Below are 18,370 nucleotides of genomic sequence, written 5' to 3' on the forward strand. Positions count from 1 at the left end.
ATTAAGTCTTTACTTAAGCCAATTTGCCTAATACTTCTTTTATTCGGCGCATTGCCTCAACGATATTTTCATCTGAAGTAGCATAACTCATACGAATACATTCAGGAGCTCCAAATGCAGTACCGCCTACGCAAGCAACATGACCTACTTCAAGCAAGTACATCGCTAGTTCACCGGCATCTGAAATCTTACGCCCATCCGCACTCTTACCAAAGTAAGAATCACACTTAGGAAACAGGTAGAAAGCACCTTGCGGAACATTCACTTCAAATCCGGGTATCTCTTTTGCCAACTTCACGATCAAATCTCTGCGACGTTCAAAGGCCACACGCATCTCTTCAACAGGTGCCTGAGTGCCAACATAAGCAGCCTCAGCAGCTTTTTGAGAAACCGAGCAAGGGCCTGAAGTGTATTGCCCCTGAAGTTTATTGCAAGCAGAAACAATCCATTGAGGACCAGCAATGAATCCAATTCTCCATCCGGTCATGGCATACGCCTTAGACACTCCGTTCACAATCACCACTCTATCTCTCACTTCAGGAAATTGTGCAATGCTTTCGTGCTGACCAATATAATTAATGTGCTCATAGATCTCATCGGCAATGATAACCACTTGTGGGTATTTAGCCAACACAGCTGCCAAACCAGCCAACTCTTCTTTTGTATAAACAGATCCTGTAGGGTTAGAAGGTGAACACAATATCAATGCTTTGGTTTTAGGAGTGATCGCTGCCTCAAGTTGTGCAGGTGTGATCTTGAAATCTTGTTCAATACCGGCAGAAATAAATACATTTGTTCCTTCGGCCAACTTCACCATTTCAGGATAGCTTACCCAGTAAGGAGCAGGGATAACAACCTCATCGCCTGGGCCAATAAGCGCCATCAGCACGTTGCAAACAGATTGTTTAGCTCCATTCGAACAAAGAATCTGAGCGGCGGTATAATCCAAACCATTCTCCTTCTTCAATTTTGCAACAATAGCATTGCGAAGAGCGGGATATCCCGGTACTGGTGAGTAACGAGAGAAATTATCGTCTACGGCCTTCTTTGCAGCTTCTTTAATGTGATCGGGAGTATTAAAATCGGGTTCTCCAACACTCATATTAATAACATCAACACCTTGAGCTTTAAGCTCATTACTTTTTTGCGACATTGCAAGTGTCTCGGAAGGAGACAAACTATTCAAACGGTCTGACAATTGATTCATTTTATATCTCTTTTATTGTTGTTGAGTGAATTCCGTTGCAAAATAAACGATAATATTTCAAATGGGAAAACAAAAAGACAGTTACTTATTAAAATGTAATGTATGCCCCATCCGTTCCTTCTTTGTTCTCAAGTAACGTTCATTATATTCGTTAGGCGTAATTTCAATTCCAACGTTATCGGTTATTTCTAGTCCATAAGCCTCTAGGCCAACACGTTTCACAGGGTTATTAGACATTAGCATCATTTTGTTCACCCCCAACTCACGTAGAATTTGTGCTCCCACACCATAATCACGTTCATCAGCATCAAAGCCCAAATGCAAGTTCGCATCTACTGTATCATATCCTTCCTCTTGAAGTTTATAAGCAGCCATTTTAGCCATCAAGCCAATGCCACGTCCTTCTTGATTCATATAAACAATAACACCCTTACCGGCTTCTTCGATCATCTTCATTGCTTTCTGCAATTGTTCTCCACATTCACAACGGCAAGATCCAAAAATATCTCCTGTAACACAAGAAGAGTGTACACGAACCAAAATTGGTTCGTCCTTTTCCCATGATCCTTTAATCAATGCCACATGCTCCAGTCCGTTAGATTTCTGACGAAACGGGATCAAACGGAAATGTCCATAATGGGTAGGCATATCGACCTCTACTCCTTTTTCAACGATTGACTCCATATTTGCCCGATAAGCAATCAAATCTTTAATAGAGATGATTTTAATACCAAACTTCTTCGAGATCTTTATCAACTCAGGCAAGCGCGCCATAGTACCATCTTCATTAATAATCTCAATCAATGCTCCTGCCGGATAGAGACCAGCAAGCTTAGCTAGATCTACAGTAGCTTCTGTATGGCCTGCTCGACGAAGGACTCCACGTGAACGAGCTCGGAGCGGATTCACATGTCCCGGACGTCCAAGATCAGTTGGTTTCGTTTTTGGATCAGCCAAAGCTAAAATTGTAGCGGCACGATCATGCATAGATACTCCAGTAGTACAACCTTCTAAAAGATCAACAGTGACAGTAAACGGTGTTTCATAAATAGAAGTATTAGCAGATACCTGCATACCTAAATCTAGTTCGGCACAACGCTCCTCTGTGATAGGGGCACAAAGTACACCACGACCATGAGTCAGCATAAAATTAATCTTCTCGGGAGTCACTTTTTCAGCCGCTATAATAAAGTCACCTTCATTTTCTCTATCTTCATCATCAACTACGATAACAAACTTACCTTCTTTAAAATCGGCAACAGCATCTTCTATTGTATTCAGTTTAATCTCTTCCATAATTTATTCATAAATTAGTCTGTATAATGGTTGTTATTTCTTCGTTTGTTTTTATAATCTGATTAATATCTCTGCCCAAACGTACCCTGAAAGCCCATATTCTAAAATATAAGAATAACCCTACAGGTAGCAGTAAACCCGCTAGCATATTCAGCCAATAGATATCAAAAGGACGCACATGGGCATGAACAGCTATGACAGGATAGTTGTTTAATACGTTAAGTAAAGTTATAGATTGAGAATTTGACATTTCTTCGACCAATGTTTCCAACCGGTCATTCAGTTTATCAATCTCTTCATCATGTGTGTTAACCATCCACAGCTTAATATAATTAGGCGATTTCATCAAACGACATTGATTAATATAAGTTTTGCAATCAATACTAAGTTGAGACAAATCAGCTACAATTCTGTCATAATCAGGGTCAACAATAATGACTTCTTTTTTGAATATATGCCGCACACTTCTGATACCAGCTATACGTTTAAACCAATTGACATAGGCATCGGCATTAAGTACAACCGAATCTTTATTCGATTTATAAGTAAGAAAAGCGCCGAGAGGGGCTAACACGGCAGTACTTGTCCACATGCCCATCCAAGCAACCCAATTACCATCACGCGCCATCTTATAACCCGTATTGTTAATAATGTAATAGATGATAAAAATAAGGACTGATACAACTACAGGCATTCCTAATCCTCCTCGACGAATAATGGCTCCCAAAGGTGCTCCGATAAAAAAGAAGATGAGACAGGCAAGTGATAGAGTTATTTTATTGTGCCACTCTGTCTTATGTTTACGTATACTTTGGTCATTCTGCTCTATATTAAAGCTCTTAAAGCCCCAATCGCTACCCAGATTTCCGGCATTACTCACTGCTGAAGCTAATACTCGTTGCTTTTGCATAAGAGTAGAAGAACTGAACAAACTATCCACATTGTAGCTCCCCAAATGTGCAGACTTCAATTTCAGTGTATCTTGTTTAGACAAAAGTGAAATCGGTCGATAAGCCCCCATGGAAGCCTCTTTATAGTAAGATCGACCAATACTATCACTAAGCATTGTCATGGAGTCAATAGAAGCCTCAAGCATTGCCATGTTTTTACTTCTCGACTGATTACTCATAATGCTCGCATCAACCATATTGAATTGCGAGTTAAACTCAATAATAGAATGTTTTTCTCTAAAGCTTTCACGCCTGTAAGGCACATTCTGAACCCCTGAATTCTGAGCTTTAAGATTCTCGAACATCTCACCGCTATACAAATGAAGGTATAGATGCTGCTTATCTGCCGTCATCTCCAAACGTCCGGAATCTGCCACGATGATATGCGCATTCTCAAAGCCATCGGAGAAATTATAGATCATGACGTTGTACAGCATTCCTGTATCACGATTTTTTTTCTTCACATATAGATTATAACCCTCTATTTGATCATAAAATACTCCCTCCGGAATATCCAATTCCGGCGATTTCTGTTTCATCGAAATCAACAAAGTCCACAGTTTAACCTCAGCCTTAGGGCCTATTACATTTTGAAAGAAAAAAGAGATACAGCACAGCAACGTAACAAAGACAACCAGAGGACTCATTATTTTAAGCAACGAAATACCAGCTGCCTTCATCGCAAGTAGCTCGTATCGTTCTCCAAAATTCCCGAAAGTAATCAATGAGGCAAGTAAAACAGCCAAGGGTAAGGAAGCAGGAACTAAACTTATAGCAGAATAAAAGAAAAACTGTGCCAGCACTTCCATTTCCAATCCTTTTCCAACCAGTTCGTCTATGTATCTCCACAAGAACTGCATCATAAAGATGAAAAGACAAATGAGGAAAGTGCCAATAAAGAGCGTCAAAAAGCTCTTTACTATAAATATATCTAACCTTTTTATGCGTAGCATTTCAATACATCATATAATTATGGTACAAAATTAGCACAAAAAAAGGATAGCAGGAAATTTTTAGGCATTAGAATCCACCGCTTCTTCTAAGCGTATCTATCTGAGAATCCCAGAGTTCCTTCTGATCGTTAATCTCATCTAGGGGAGCAAAATCAGTTATTTCAAGAACATAATCACTGGTTAGCTCATTCTTTGTCATTTTAAATTCAAAGTAATCACGTTCATTTTCATCATCCAGCCAACGGAAACGAATAAATGAATAAGCCCTGATGGCAATTATCTCAGCCTCTCTTTTTTCGGTTTTTCCCCAATGAAAAGCAACAATCTTATCATCCGATATCACATTATCGGCAAACCATCCCTCCAAACCCGTAGGAGTACTGATAGCCGACCATATAATATTTCTAGACGTCGCATTCAGAAGATACTCTAAATGTAGTTTCTCTCTTTTCATATTTAGCGCATTTTAATTGTGCGCGCCAAGATAGATACTTTTTTCTAATTACACGATACGATTCACTTACTTTATATCAGCACACACATTCTTTCATCTTACTAAAAGTTTGAAATGCAAAAAGGGCCATAAGGCAACGAAAGAGAAAAAGGGAAGAAAATGCTTACGATTATTTTGGAGATTTCAGAAAAAGCAATATCTTTGCACCCGCAACCGAGAAACGATGGCGCGATAGCTCAGCCGGTTAGAGCGCATGATTCATAATCATGAGGTCCCCAGTTCAATCCTGGGTCGCGCTACACTAAAAGAATAAAGCATTTGGGAGGCTTCCACTTCTGGGTGCTTTTTTATTTTAAGCCTTCAAACGAATTATAAATCGACTTCCATTTCCTAATTCACTTTCAACAGTAAGAGTTCCATTATGGGCCTCTACAAAATCTTTCGAAATAGATAACCCCAATCCGCTACCCTGTACTTTTGTCCCCGGCACCCTGAAATAGCGATCAAAGATACTTTGATGATAGCGAGGATCTATTCCTTTACCGAAATCTTTCACATAGAGCTCAATAATATCGTCCTCTTGCTTTGCTCCAATGATCACTCTTCCGTTTTCTTTGGAATAACGAATAGCGTTGCTCAACAAGTTAGTAAGCACCCAAGCTATTTTTTCGCTATCAACAAACAATTTATTGATCTTCGTCTCAGGGTATTCTACTTCTATCTGAATATTAAATTTAGCCGCCTGCACCTGATTAGCCTTTATGGCATATTCTATCAGCTCAATCGGTTTGGTTATTTTAGGGATTAGCTGTAGCTTACCCGCCTCTACCTGAGTCAGATTGAGTAGTTCTCCTGTAATTCCTAATAAACGTTCGCTATTCTCCTTGATGCTTTTCGAAAGTTGCTCCTGCTCATCGTTAAGTTCACCGACTCGTTTATCCTCAAGCAATTGCAAACTCATCATAATTGCCGAGATTGGAGTTTTCAATTCATGGGAAATAGTGGAAATGAAAGTCGTTTTTGCTGAGTCCAATTCTTTGAATTCCGTAATATTCTTCAGCAGAATAACATCCCCCAGACCATAAGGATCAATCTCATCGGGTTCTTGATTCGTGATTGGAATATAAAATGCCTGAAAATAGCTTTCTTTATTATCAGCATAGATTTTCAATGGTTCTTTCTTCTCACTAGGATTCACTAACTCACGGATCAAACGGCGAAGTAGATCATTTTTCAACGAGAGTTCTTCTGCCGACTTACGAACTACATTTTCTCTTTTCAAGTTCAGCACATTCAGAGCCTCATTATTTATAAAAAGAATCTCTCTTTTTATATTCAATCCGATTATTGGCTCATTAATGCTATTTACAGTCGCCTCCAAAAATTTCTTTGACGATAGAATATCAGCCAACGTACTTGCCCGATATTCAGCCAATCTCTCAGCCATCCGATTAAAACTGTCAGCCACTTCTCTAAACTCTGCATTACTCTTTAAATTGAGTCTCTTTTCATAATTCTGATTGGCAATTTCCAATATCCCACCGATCAGCGTCTTGATTGGTTTATTAATGGAACGTGGCAACCAGATTAGCAATGAAAGCCCTGTAAAGATACAAATGGCTCCCGTAATCGAAATCCATAACAAAGCACGATTTAAAGCAGGCAAAGCTTCAGTACCGTTAGGATCAAGAGCCGTTAAAATTTGTAGGTGTATGACTGAAAGAGCGACTAAAAGAATAATCATTCCAACAAGCATTCCAATGCCGAAAACCAGTTTTGTTTTAATGTTCATAAGATCTTTATGCTTAAATATTATGCAAGTATAATCAAATCGGTATTCACTTCTGTCAGTCTGTTCATAAATTTTTTATAGCGTAACACAGACAAAAAAGCACTAGGCATTCTAAGAGAAGGGGCTCCCATACATACTGTTGTTATCTGCCTCTCTGTACACACATTCACAATACTTCCAAGCACATCTCTCGATTGTATTTGAACGACTTCTCCACCCAATTCGGCGACTAATTTAAAATGGTTCAGTAGATGCCGCTGACTGGCCAGTTCAATACGCTCCATACTTTCACGAGGAGTTTGCACATAGAGAGCTATAAATGAAGTATTATAGCGAGTTGCCAATCGAGCGGCTTTGCGTATAATCCTGCGCGGTGTCTTTTCGTGCGAACTAATACAAGCCATGAAACGCTCATGCCTAATTCCCATTCCGGCGACCACAACCTCGTTCTCCACTTTTTTCTCCACGCGTAATGCCACCTCTTTCAAAGCCAGCTCGCGAAGTTGCAAGATATTTTCTGTCTTAAAGAAGTTGTTTAGTGCCAACTGGATTTTCTCCGGTCGATAGATCTTACCAGCTTTGAGGCGAGCAATAAGTTCTTCAGCCGTAAGATCAATATTCACCACCTCGTCAGCTTCTTGTAAAACGCTGTCAGGAATACGCTCTTTCACCTCAATGCCCGAAATGCCCTGAACATCTTCATTCAGACTTTCAATATGCTGAATATTTACTGCCGAAATCACATTTATACCTTCATCGAGCAAAGCCATCACATCCTGCCAGCGCTTTTCATGCACGCTACCTTCCACATTGGTGTGGGCCAACTCATCAACCACAACAATCTCGGGATGAATCATGATAATGGCTTCAACATCCATTTCTTCAAGTTCCTTCCCTTTATAAAAAATCTTTCTGCGAGGTATCAGAGGCAACCCAGCTATCAAAGCCTCCGTTGCGATACGCCCATGAGTTTCAATATAACCTATTTGTACATCAACACCATTGTCCAACAAATCATGCGCTTCCTGCAGCATACGATAGCTTTTACCCACACCTGCTATCATACCTACATAAATTTTAAATTTCCCGCGACGCGACTTCTTTATCAAATCAAGGAAATGCTGCACGCTCTCTTCTCTATTCATTTTTCAGGATGATGCGCTTCTTCCAAAGCAATATTCAATTTCAATACATTTATTTTCGTTGTTCCAAAAAGTCCCATAAAAGGCTTCTCAATCAAACGATCGACAATAGCTCTGACCGCTTCTTCACGCATGCCTCGGGCATCAGCCACACGCTTCACTTGTACGTAAGCACAAGCCGGAGTTATATCCGGATCTAAGCCCGACCCACTACCTGTCACCATCTCGGCAGGAACCTCTCTACGAGTTAAGTAAGGATGATGCACTAAGAATGTATCAATTCTAGCTTCTACTTCATCCAGATATTCTTTGTCGGTAGGGCCTTTATTGCTACCACTGGAATTTGCGGCATCATATCCTTCACCGGCAGAAGAAGGACGCCCCCAAAAGTAGAGATCTTTGGTAAAGTTCTGTCCCACGTTAGAAGCACCTACCGCTCTACCATTTAGCATTGCCACTTCAGCATTACCTCCATTAGGACTTGCTACTTTTGCAAATATCCACAAAATAAATATATAACACACCGCAAAGAACACACAAAGTGCAAGTGTTATTTTCACCGATTTCAAAAGTGTCTTCATCTTTTTCTCTGAATTAAAATAATAAACCAATGAATAAATCAATCAACTTAATCCCTATAAAAGGAACCACGACTCCACCCATACCATATATCAGCAAGTTGCGACGAAGCAAAGCAGAAGCACCGATAGGTTTATATTGCACTCCTCGCAACGCCAGTGGAATAAGGGCCGGAATAATAAGCGCATTGAAAATAACTGCCGAGAGTATGGCACTTTGGGGACTATGAAGATTCATGATATTCAGCGCATTCAGTTGAGGAATAGCTACCATAAACAATGCAGGCACAATCGCAAAGTATTTGGCCACATCGTTAGCGATGGAAAAAGTAGTCAACGTACCTCGCGTCATCAATAGTTGTTTGCCTATTTCTACTATCTCAATCAGCTTTGTCGGATCATTGTCAAGATCAACCATATTACCCGCTTCTTTTGCCGCTTGCGTCCCACTATTCATCGCAACACCCACGTTGGCTTGTGCCAATGCCGGAGCATCATTTGTCCCATCTCCCATCATGGCTACCAGTTTGCCCGACTCTTGTTCTTTTTTAATATATTCCATCTTATCCTCGGGTTTTGCTTCAGCAATGAAATCATCTACCCCGGCCTTTTCAGCAATATACTTAGCTGTCAACGGATTATCTCCTGTCACCATCACCGTCTTTACTCCCATTTTGCGCAAACGTTCAAAACGTTCCTGAATACCGGGTTTGATGATGTCCTGCAATTCAATAACACCCATCACTTTCTGACTTACGCAAACAACCAACGGTGTACCTCCATTACTCGATATGGCAGCAATAATGCTTTCCGTCTCTTTAGGAAAACTGTTTTTCACAGCTTCCGTCATCTTGCGAATAGCGTCAAAAGCACCCTTTCGTATCTTAGTCCCATCAGCCAAATCTACTCCTGAAGACTTTGTTTCAGCAGTAAACTTCACCATTCGCGAACCGACAGTATTGAGGTTTCTCACACGAAATCCCCATTCACGTCCCAATTCCACAATCGATTTACCCTCAGGTGTTTCGTCGGAGAGAGAAGAGAGCATACAAATCTCCACAAAAGAGCGCTCGTCAACTCCTACCGTAGGATAAAATTTAGTAGCCTTACGATTACCAATGGTAATGGTTCCGGTTTTATCGAGCAACAATGTGTCCACATCTCCGGCCGTTTCTACCGCCTTACCCGATTTCGTTATTACGTTAGCACGCAAAGCTCTATCCATACCTGCAATACCAATAGCAGAAAGTAATCCACCAATAGTGGTTGGAATCAAGCATACAAACAATGAAATCAAAGAAGCAATGGTCAGCGTTGTATGGCTATAGTCGGCCAACGGCTTGAGGGTAATGCACACAATCACAAAAACCAATGTAAAGCCAGCCAACAGAATCGTTAAAGCTATCTCATTCGGTGTTTTCTTACGCGAAGCACCTTCTACCAAGGCTATCATCTTATCGAGGAAGCTCTCTCCCGGTTGGGTAGTCACCATTACTTTTATCATATCCGAGAGCACTTTTGTTCCACCGGTAACAGAACTTTTATCTCCGCCAGCCTCACGAATAACCGGAGCACTCTCTCCTGTAATAGCACTTTCATCAATAGAAGCCAAGCCCTCTACAATTTCTCCGTCTGAAGGAATTATATCGCCTGCCTCGCAAACAAAAACATCACCTTTCTTCAGTTTCGAACTGCTAACAACTTGTACATCGTTCCCGTTCACCAATTTGGCCGGAGTCTCTTCCCTCGTTTTGCGCAAACTGTCTGCCTGAGCCTTGCCTCGTGCTTCGGCAATCGCCTCTGCAAAATTGGCAAACAGCAAGGTGATGAACAGCACCAAAAACACCACAAAATTATAACCAAATGAACCTTGTGAACTATTGCTGATGGAATAGAGCATAACCGGAAGCATAACCAGTGTAGCCACTTCCACGGTAAACATTATCGGATTTTTTATCATTGTTCGTGGATCAAGTTTCACGAACGATTGCTTAAAGCTCTCTATCAATTGCTTCTTTGGAAATAAAGAAGTCGATTTATTCTCTTTCATATCACTTTTACTATTAAACGATTTTATACGCTTTGCCACACAATCTCATTATAAACTCAGATGCTCAGCAATAGAGCTTAAGGCTAATACCGGGAAGAAAGAGAGAGCTGCCACAATAAATATAACAGCAAACGTCATCATTCCGAAGGTGCTCGTATCCGTTTTAAGCGTACCTGCGCTTTCTGGTATAAATTTCTTCTCGGCCAAAAGTCCCGCAATGGCTACTTGACCGATGATTGGAATGAAACGCCCAAAAAGCAACACGATACCGCAAGCATAATTCCAGAAAGGAGTATTATCTCCCAGGCCTTCAAAGCCCGAACCATTGTTAGCCGCAGAGGATGTAAACTCATAAAGCATCTCGCTCAAGCCATGAGATCCGGAGTTCTTGAGCCATCCACCTTCACTCTCAACAAAGCCGGGGGCGTGAACAAAGAGATAACTGGCCAATGCCGTGCCTACCAAAATGAGGAAAGGATGTAACAACACTACTATTGTAGCTATTTTCATTTCTTTAGCTTCTACCTTTTTACCTAAGAATTCAGGCGTACGCCCCACCATCAGACCGCTAATAAATACAGCCATAATAATGAATGTATAGTAATTCATCCATCCTACTCCCACACCGCCAAACCATGTATTAATCTGCATATTGAGCATCTCAATCGTTCCAGAGAGCGGCATCATGCTATCATGCATACCATTGACTGAGCCATTGGAAGTAACAGTAGTACTAGAGCCCCATAAAGCTGTGGAAGCTGCGCCGAAGCGTATTTCTTTTCCCTCCATCGAACCGTTCTTCTGGGCAATACCCATCGCATCTATTCTCGGATTACCATTCGTCTCTTGATAAATCATAGCTACCGTATCCACCAAATAAGCGAACAACATTACACTAAAAATACCATAGGCTAACTTTCTACGCTTTACATAAAAACCAAATGCCAATACCATCGCCATCGGCAAAAGCATAATTGCACAGTTTTGGAGCATATTAGTAAAATAGGTAGGGTTTTCTAATGGATGCGAGGAGTTAGTTCCAAAGAAGCCACCGCCATTTGTGCCTAACTGTTTGATAGGAACAATAGCAGCTGCCGGACCTTGCGAAACCAACTGTTCGACCCCTTCGAGAGTCGTTATCTTCATTCTTCCATCAAAGCCCATTGGCACTCCTTGCAGAATAAAGATAAACCCTAAAAGCAAAGCAAGAGGTAGCAATATTCGAGTGCAACTTCTTACTAAAAAACTCCAGAAGTTGCCGATTGTTTTTGTTGTTTTCGCAGCCATTGAGTGCATAACTCCCGCCATAGCGGCCATACCGGTAGCAGCTGTAATAAACTGGAAAAACATGATAACAAACAACTGCGTAAAATAAGTCAGCCCGCTCTCACCACTATAATGTTGCAAGTTACAATTGACCAGAAAACTGATACTCGTGTTAAAAGCCTGATCGAAAGTCTGTCCCGCATTTGCATCCGGATTTAATGGAAGCCAACCCTGAGCCATGAGAAATACCATGCCCCAAATAAACCAAAATGCATTCAAAATAAGCATCGACTTCAGAAAAGTCTTCCAGTTCATCTCTTCATCGGCATTAATGCCACACACCTTATATAAGAACTTCTCTACCGGAAGCATGAAGTCCAACCAAGTCTTCTCTCCTTTATATACCCTGGCAATGTATTTCCCTAGCGGATAGCTCAATACCAGCATGAGAACAACCTGCAAGCCAACTCCTAATAATTCTGTATTCATTGTTTTACTAATCTAAAATTAAAACCTTTCGGGCTTAAGAAGCACATACACCAAATAGCCAAAAATTGCAATCCCTAATACAAGTAATGTAGTATACATAATAATCTGCTTTTCTTAAATTAAAATCATCCGTTTTACTTCTATATCTACTTATCGAAATGCGTGCCAAAAATACTTGCATCGACATAAAGAACTGTATATCAATTAAATAAAAATAAAAAGGTCCCTTTGATTCAACAAAGAGACCTTTTCATTTTGATAGGGTTCACACTATTATGGAAAAAGGGTAATCGCTATATCAAGCATTTATTTTATATTCCTCAATTTTGCGGTATAAAGTAGTGAGGCCGATTTTCAACAGTCGGGCAGTCTCGGTTTTATTTCCATGCGTATACTCCAGTACACGTACGATGTGCCTTTTCTCCATGGCAGATAGCTCAAAGCTGGAAGTTGCTGCATCATCATCCGATCTTTCGTAATGGCTATGTTGGATTTCCAACGGGAGATCTTCTAAGGCTAGCTGTTTGCCGTTGCACACAATTAAACTTCGTTCAATCACATTTCTGAGCTCACGTATATTCCCTTTCCATGGCTGCAATTCAATCGCCTTCAAAAAAGCAGGAGTCATTTCACAACCCGAATAGCCCATTTTCTCAGAGAAACACGCCATAAAAGTTTCAGCCAATTTCCTTATATCACCAAGTCTTTCACGCAGAGGCGGTAACTGAATTTGGAAAACAGACAAACGATAAAACAAATCTTCACGAAAGCGGCCGGCCACTATCTCTTCATTCAGATGCCGATTTGTGGCTGCTATAATACGGACATTAACTAAAGTAGGTTTCGTTTCTCCAATCTTTATGTATTCACCCGTTTCAAGTATACGCAGTAGTTTGGCCTGCAATTCGAAAGCCATCTCTCCTATTTCGTCTAAGAATATCGTTCCGCTATTAGCCTCCTCAAAGAGCCCTTTTTTATCTTTTGACGCACCGGTAAAGGAACCGGCCTTATAGCCAAACATCTCACTCTCGAGTAATTCTTTGCTAAACGAAGAACAGTTCACTGCCACAAAGTTATTTTTGCAACGCTTGCCCGCATAGTGTATGGCTTGTGCAAAGACTTCTTTGCCTGTACCCGTCTCACCCGTCAACAGTACAGGAACATCCGTTGTTGCGACTTTCTGAGCTAACAAAACAGCCTCCCTTATAGGTTTGGAATCTCCTGTTATCGAATCAAAGGAATACAATTGCCCCACTTTTTTCTCTAACTTTTCCAAACGTGCGTTCATTCGAGTTTTTTCCACAGCCCGGCTCACTAAAGGAATTATCTTGTTGTTATCATCTCCTTTAGTTATGTAGTCAAAGGCCCCATTCTTTATGGCCTGTACCCCATCTGCAATATTACCATGAGCAGTAAGCAGAATAATTTCCATACCGGGAGCTATTTTTTTAAGAGAAGTGACTAAGTCTACTCCATTTCCGTCTGGCAAGAAAACATCACACAATGTCACATCAGGCATATGCAGCTCCAGTTGCTTCAGTGCTCCTTTGCAATCGCCCGCCTGAAACACTTCGTATCCTTCCAGCTCCATCATACGCCCCAACAGAACGCGAATCTGAACTTCATCATCTATAATAAGGACTTTATTCATTTTTCTTTTTATTCTCAAGCCAATGTAATTGCTTTTTTGAAAAGTTAAGAATACAAAGATAACAGTTTCCGCTGAATTCTTTCATCCCCACCCAAAACAAATCGTCTACTCCGATTGTTATTTCCACTAGAAACTATTTATCTATAAAAAGAAAGAAACACATGAAGATTATCATTATTGGAGGCGTTGCCGGAGGTGCAACTACTGCCGCACGTATCAGAAGAGTTGACGAAACTGCTGAAATCATCCTTCTAGAGAAAGGAAAATACATCTCTTACGCCAATTGCGGCCTACCTTATTATATAGGAGGGGTAATTGCCGAACGCGAGAAATTGTTTGTGCAAACTCCTCAGGCTTTTTCTACTCGTTTCAAGGTAGATGTACGAACGGAAAATGAAGTCGTTGCTATTAATAAAGAGCAGAAGCAGGTAACAATACGTCGCAATGATGGTAGTGAATACGACGAAGATTATGATAAGCTGGTGATCTCTACCGGTGCCTCTCCCGTGCGTCCGCCACTACCTGGCATTGATTCTGAAGGCATTTTCACCCTAAGGAATGTGAATGATACGGATCGGATTAAAGCATATATCAACTGTCATGACGTAAAGCGGGCAGTCGTTGTAGGTGCCGGATTCATTGGCCTCGAAATGGCAGAGAATCTTCATATTCTGGGTGCTAAGGTATCTATTGTGGAGATGGGAAATCAGGTGATGGCTCCTATCGACTTCTCCATGGCTGCTTTGGTTCATCAACATCTGATGGAGAAAGGAGTAAACCTTTATTTAGAGCAGGCGGTTGCTTCGTTTAAGAAAAACGAGCAGGATATGGAAGTGGTATTTAAAGATGGGCAAACAATTGGTGCGGACATCGTTATACTTTCCATTGGCGTGCGCCCCGAAACAACTCTTGCCAAGGAAGCCGGACTCACTATCGGCGTTGCCGGAGGAATTCAGGTAGACGAGTATCTGCAAACTTCGGATGAGGCTATTTATGCCATAGGCGATGTGATTGAGTTTCCACACCCCATTACCGGAAAACCATGGCTTAACTATCTGGCCGGACCGGCCAACCGCCAAGGACGTATTGTGGCAGACAACTTGCTATTTGGAAATCAACGAAAGTATGAGGGTTCTATCGGTACCTCCATTGCCAAAGTGTTCGATCTCACTGTAGCTTCCACCGGGTTACCAGCCAAACGCTTGAGACAAGAAGACATTGCTTACTTATCGTCAACCACACACTCTTCCTCTCATGCGGGATATTACCCCGATGCATTGCCATTGAGTATCAAAATCACCTTTGATGAACAAAGCGGTCGCCTTTACGGTGCCCAAATAGTTGGCTACGATGGAGTAGACAAACGTATTGATGAAATCGCATTAGTCATCAAACACAAAGGAACAATCTTTGATCTGATGGAAGTGGAACAAGCTTACGCCCCACCCTTCTCTTCAGCCAAAGACCCTATAGCTATAGCGGGCTATGTGGCAGAAAACATTCTTACCGGAAAGATGAAGCCTGTTTATTGGAGAGAAGTACGTGATGCGAAACCTGAAGAGGTCTTTTTACTTGACATACGTACTGTAGACGAATTCTCACTTGGAGCACTGCCCGGCGCCAAAAATATTCCTCTGGATGAGTTACGTGACCATCTTTCAGAAGTACCTACCGATCAGCCTGTATATATCTATTGTGCGGTTGGTTTGAGAGGTTATCTAGCTTACCGCATACTTACGCAACACGGATTCGCCAACATACGAAATCTATCGGGAGGATACAAAACCTATAGTGCTGCCGTGGCACCGGTAACTCAACAGAAGCAGGCCATAACCAATGAAGAGTCTGCACCCACCGTTAAGCCCACAGTAAAAGCAATTCGTGTAGATGCCTGCGGACTGCAATGTCCCGGTCCTATCCTCAAAATGAAGAAAGTGGTAGACACCCTTATTCCGGGCGAACAAATTGAGATTATCGCAACCGACCCAGGCTTCTTGCGTGACGCTGCTGCTTGGTGTAATTCGACCGGCAACCGCCTCGTTTCTCAGGAATCGATGGGTGGGAAATCTTTCACCGTCATTCAAAAGGAAGAGCCGAAGGCATGTAAACTCGTTAGTTCTTGCGACGGAAAAGGAAAGACTTTTATCATGTTCAGCGATGATCTTGATAAAGCTCTGGCCACTTTTGTGTTAGCAAACGGTGCCGCTGCTACCGGACAGAAAGTGACCATTTTCTTCACGTTCTGGGGACTGAATGTAATTAAGAAACTTCATAAACCAAATGTAGACAAAGATATTTTCGGTAAAATGTTTGGCATGATGCTTCCCGACAGTTCACAAAATCTGAAACTCTCAAAGATGAGTATGGGCGGTATGGGTGGCAAAATGATGCGTTACATCATGCATCGCAAAGGAATTGATTCTTTGGAGTCGTTACGCGAACAGGCTTTAGAGAATGGAGTAGAGTTTATTGCCTGCCAGATGTCAATGGATGTGATGGGAGTAAAACGAGAAGAAATGTTGGATGAAGTAACTGTAGGCGGCGTAGCAACTTATATGGAACGAGCTGACAATGCTAACATCAACTTATTTATTTAAAGAGAAAAAGCTTTTCGGAAAAAGATTCGATATGCTAAACTTTTAAGAAGTATGCACGTTTTAGAAATGGAACGTGCATACTTTGTGTATAACGTCATATTAAGAGTTTAAAAGATGAAAATAGCTACAGAGATTTTAATTGCAATCGTAGCATTAGAGCATTTATACATTCTATGGATGGAAATGTTTTCTTGGGAAATTGCAGGCAAAAGAGTATTCAAGAAAAGCCTTCCCGAAGAACTGTTTAAACAAACGAAAGGATTGGCTGCCAATCAAGGTTTGTATAATGGCTTCTTAGCTGCAGGACTCATCTGGTCCTTTTTCATAACCAATTTGGAATGGAAGGAGAACGTTGCTTTATTCTTCCTAAGCTGTGTTGCTCTCGCCGGTATTTATGGAGCACTATCAGCCGACAAAAAGATTTTCTTCATCCAATCTCTGCCAGCCATACTCGCAATGGTTCTTTTATTAATGTACTAAAACAATTCAATTTATTTATTATGAGTTTATTAAATGATTTCCAGTGGCGCTATGCTACAAAAAAATTCGATATATCGAAAAAGGTTGAGCAATCATTAGTTGACAGTATCGTAGAAGCTGCCCGCCTAGCTCCTACATCTTCCGGACTACAACCATTTAAAGTGATTGTTATCTCCAATCAAGAATTAAAAGATAAAATTATGCCCATTGCTTTTGGGCAAACAATCGTTTCAGAATGTTCGCACTTGTTGGTGTTTGCTGCTTGGAACAGATACACAGAAGAAAGGATTGATCATATCTATTCAATTACGACACAAGAGCGCAATCAACCGGCGGATAGATATCAAAGGTACACCGATATGCTAAAAGATACTTATCTAAAGCAGACAGAAGCGGAAAATTTTGGACACACAGCCCGTCAATCCTACATCGGACTCAGTTTTGCAATGGCAGAAGCAGCCGTACTAAAGGTCGATTCAACACCAATGGAAGGTTTCGATAATGCTCAGCTAGATGCACTGTTGGAACTTGAAGCCAAAGGATTGAAGAGTGTGCTTATGCTTCCCATTGGTTATCGTGAAGAGAACGGTGATTGGTTGGAAAAGATGAACAAAGCACGCCATCCTAAAGAGGAATTTGTTCTAGAAATTAAATAGAAACAGAACGATTGCTTTATCCAAAAATACATGCGAACCAAATATAAAGCTAGGTTCGCATGTATTTCGTATTTGCTACAATTAAACAGATAATCACTAAACGAACAGCAAAACCAAAGCAACAGCCACACCGCTGACTGCTAAGATAATTCCTCTCTTAAACATTTTTGAACCAGGCTTAAACATCCAAAAGGAAGATATCACCAAGAAAAGAAGAATACTCCCGAATGCTATACCAAACCAGTGAAAAGGGCTTTGAGAAGATCGTTTATGGAGATTAATAAATTGCTTAAAAGGGGAAATAACCTCTTGGGTGGTGTATGAAGCAACACCGGTTACTTTGTTATATGTTCCATTTGCAAATTCTATCACCTGTGCATCTTCGCTTATTATCTTCATGTTTTTGAGTTTAAGTGCTGTCCCAACTTCTTTAGCACTCATCTGTAAGGGTAAAGTTCGTTGCATTACTTTTTCCGTTTTAAGAAAATCTGTATTTCTATAAATCAAAGTAATGCCACTTAGTGAATATATGATAACCAGCCCAACGGCAAAAAAGCCTAAGTCACGATGCAACGAGCGCATCCATTGATTAATTGTTTTCTTCTTCATATTTGTCTTTTTTATTCTAAAGTTTTAACGCACACAAAGATAGATAAACGTGATTAAACAGCAATACTTGAGCACAAAAATCATCACTCGTATCAGCATATGAAATATTTACGTAACTTTGAAGTCGACTCTCGAAGGATTTAGTATAGTGAGCTATTTACAGACTAATGCTTGCAGGAAGCAAACATTATACAGCCCAA

14 protein-coding genes, 1 tRNA gene and 2 pseudogenes are annotated in these 18,370 nt (G+C 40.9%); 5 read left to right on the plus strand and 12 right to left on the minus strand.

The genetic code is table 11. From position 1 onward, the window contains the following. Window positions 1-13 precede the first annotated feature (13 nt). The 4 genes from BQ5338_RS13115 to BQ5338_RS13130 form a co-directional block, all read right to left on the minus strand. The gene (locus BQ5338_RS13115; protein ID WP_071147274.1) at window positions 14-1,207 is read right to left on the minus strand and encodes a pyridoxal phosphate-dependent aminotransferase; all 1,194 of its coding nucleotides are present in this window, start codon (window positions 1,205-1,207) and stop codon (window positions 14-16) included. Window positions 1,208-1,288: 81 nt separating this feature from the next. Then, window positions 1,289-2,503 carry a bifunctional 3,4-dihydroxy-2-butanone-4-phosphate synthase/GTP cyclohydrolase II gene (locus BQ5338_RS13120; protein ID WP_071147275.1) on the minus strand — a complete coding sequence of 405 codons (1,215 nt, stop codon included), beginning with the start codon at window positions 2,501-2,503 and terminating at the stop codon, window positions 1,289-1,291. A 7-nt stretch (window positions 2,504-2,510) separates the two neighbouring features. Continuing rightward, window positions 2,511-4,406 (minus strand): LptF/LptG family permease, encoded by a 1,896-nt coding sequence (locus BQ5338_RS13125; RefSeq protein ID WP_071147276.1) that lies wholly within the window; start codon window positions 4,404-4,406, stop codon window positions 2,511-2,513. 67 nt (window positions 4,407-4,473) lie between these two features. Beyond that, entirely contained in the window at window positions 4,474-4,860 is a 387-nt protein-coding gene (locus tag BQ5338_RS13130; protein ID WP_071147277.1) for an START-like domain-containing protein, read from the minus strand. A gap of 225 nt (window positions 4,861-5,085) precedes the next feature. Between BQ5338_RS13130 and BQ5338_RS13135 the strand changes: the two genes are divergently transcribed. Next, window positions 5,086-5,159, plus strand: a tRNA-Met gene (locus tag BQ5338_RS13135). Window positions 5,160-5,212: 53 nt separating this feature from the next. Here BQ5338_RS13135 and BQ5338_RS13140 read toward each other — a convergent pair. The 7 genes from BQ5338_RS13140 to BQ5338_RS13165 form a co-directional block, all read right to left on the minus strand. Next, a complete protein-coding gene (locus BQ5338_RS13140; RefSeq protein ID WP_071147278.1) occupies window positions 5,213-6,652 on the minus strand; it encodes a HAMP domain-containing sensor histidine kinase in 1,440 nt (479 codons plus the stop codon). A 20-nt stretch (window positions 6,653-6,672) separates the two neighbouring features. Continuing rightward, the gene (locus BQ5338_RS13145) at window positions 6,673-7,797 is read right to left on the minus strand and encodes a sensor protein KdpD (RefSeq protein WP_071147279.1); all 1,125 of its coding nucleotides are present in this window, start codon (window positions 7,795-7,797) and stop codon (window positions 6,673-6,675) included. Continuing rightward, the gene (locus BQ5338_RS13150) at window positions 7,794-8,375 is read right to left on the minus strand and encodes a K(+)-transporting ATPase subunit C (RefSeq protein ID WP_071147878.1); all 582 of its coding nucleotides are present in this window, start codon (window positions 8,373-8,375) and stop codon (window positions 7,794-7,796) included. Before BQ5338_RS13150 ends, BQ5338_RS13145 begins: the two co-directional genes overlap by 4 nt. Window positions 8,376-8,388: 13 nt before the next feature. Next, window positions 8,389-10,422, minus strand: coding sequence for a potassium-transporting ATPase subunit KdpB (kdpB, locus tag BQ5338_RS13155; protein WP_071147879.1), 2,034 nt, complete (start codon window positions 10,420-10,422; stop codon window positions 8,389-8,391). Window positions 10,423-10,470: 48 nt separating this feature from the next. Continuing rightward, window positions 10,471-12,177: a potassium-transporting ATPase subunit KdpA gene (gene kdpA / locus BQ5338_RS13160; protein WP_071147280.1), complete on the minus strand. Its 1,707-nt coding sequence runs from the start codon at window positions 12,175-12,177 to the stop codon at window positions 10,471-10,473. 18 nt (window positions 12,178-12,195) lie between these two features. Next, window positions 12,196-12,276, minus strand: a complete 81-nt coding sequence (kdpF, locus tag BQ5338_RS16560; RefSeq protein WP_139265285.1) for a K(+)-transporting ATPase subunit F — start codon at window positions 12,274-12,276, stop codon at window positions 12,196-12,198. A gap of 199 nt (window positions 12,277-12,475) precedes the next feature. After that, window positions 12,476-13,828 (minus strand): sigma-54-dependent transcriptional regulator, encoded by a 1,353-nt coding sequence (locus tag BQ5338_RS13165; protein ID WP_071147281.1) that lies wholly within the window; start codon window positions 13,826-13,828, stop codon window positions 12,476-12,478. A gap of 161 nt (window positions 13,829-13,989) precedes the next feature. Between BQ5338_RS13165 and BQ5338_RS13170 the strand changes: the two are divergent. From BQ5338_RS13170 to BQ5338_RS13180, 4 genes and pseudogenes are all read left to right on the plus strand, one after another. Then, window positions 13,990-15,636 (plus strand): annotated as a pseudogene (locus tag BQ5338_RS13170) (FAD-dependent oxidoreductase); the annotation flags it as partial. A gap of 63 nt (window positions 15,637-15,699) precedes the next feature. After that, a pseudogene (locus BQ5338_RS17220) lies at window positions 15,700-16,425 on the plus strand (DsrE/DsrF/DrsH-like family protein); the annotation flags it as partial. Window positions 16,426-16,539: 114 nt separating this feature from the next. Next, window positions 16,540-16,905 carry a DUF1304 domain-containing protein gene (locus tag BQ5338_RS13175; RefSeq protein WP_071147283.1) on the plus strand — a complete coding sequence of 122 codons (366 nt, stop codon included), beginning with the start codon at window positions 16,540-16,542 and terminating at the stop codon, window positions 16,903-16,905. Between the two features lie 20 nt (window positions 16,906-16,925). Then, window positions 16,926-17,561: an NAD(P)H-dependent oxidoreductase gene (locus tag BQ5338_RS13180; RefSeq protein ID WP_071147284.1), complete on the plus strand. Its 636-nt coding sequence runs from the start codon at window positions 16,926-16,928 to the stop codon at window positions 17,559-17,561. A 96-nt stretch (window positions 17,562-17,657) separates the two neighbouring features. On the opposite strand, the gene BQ5338_RS13185 is transcribed toward BQ5338_RS13180, so the two are convergent. Continuing rightward, on the minus strand, window positions 17,658-18,170 hold the full coding sequence (locus BQ5338_RS13185; protein WP_071147285.1) for a hypothetical protein: 513 nt from the start codon (window positions 18,168-18,170) through the stop codon (window positions 17,658-17,660). Window positions 18,171-18,370 lie beyond the last annotated feature (200 nt).

This window comes from Bacteroides ihuae (assembly GCF_900104585.1).
GTDB classification, from domain to species: Bacteria; Bacteroidota; Bacteroidia; order Bacteroidales; family Bacteroidaceae; genus Bacteroides; species Bacteroides ihuae.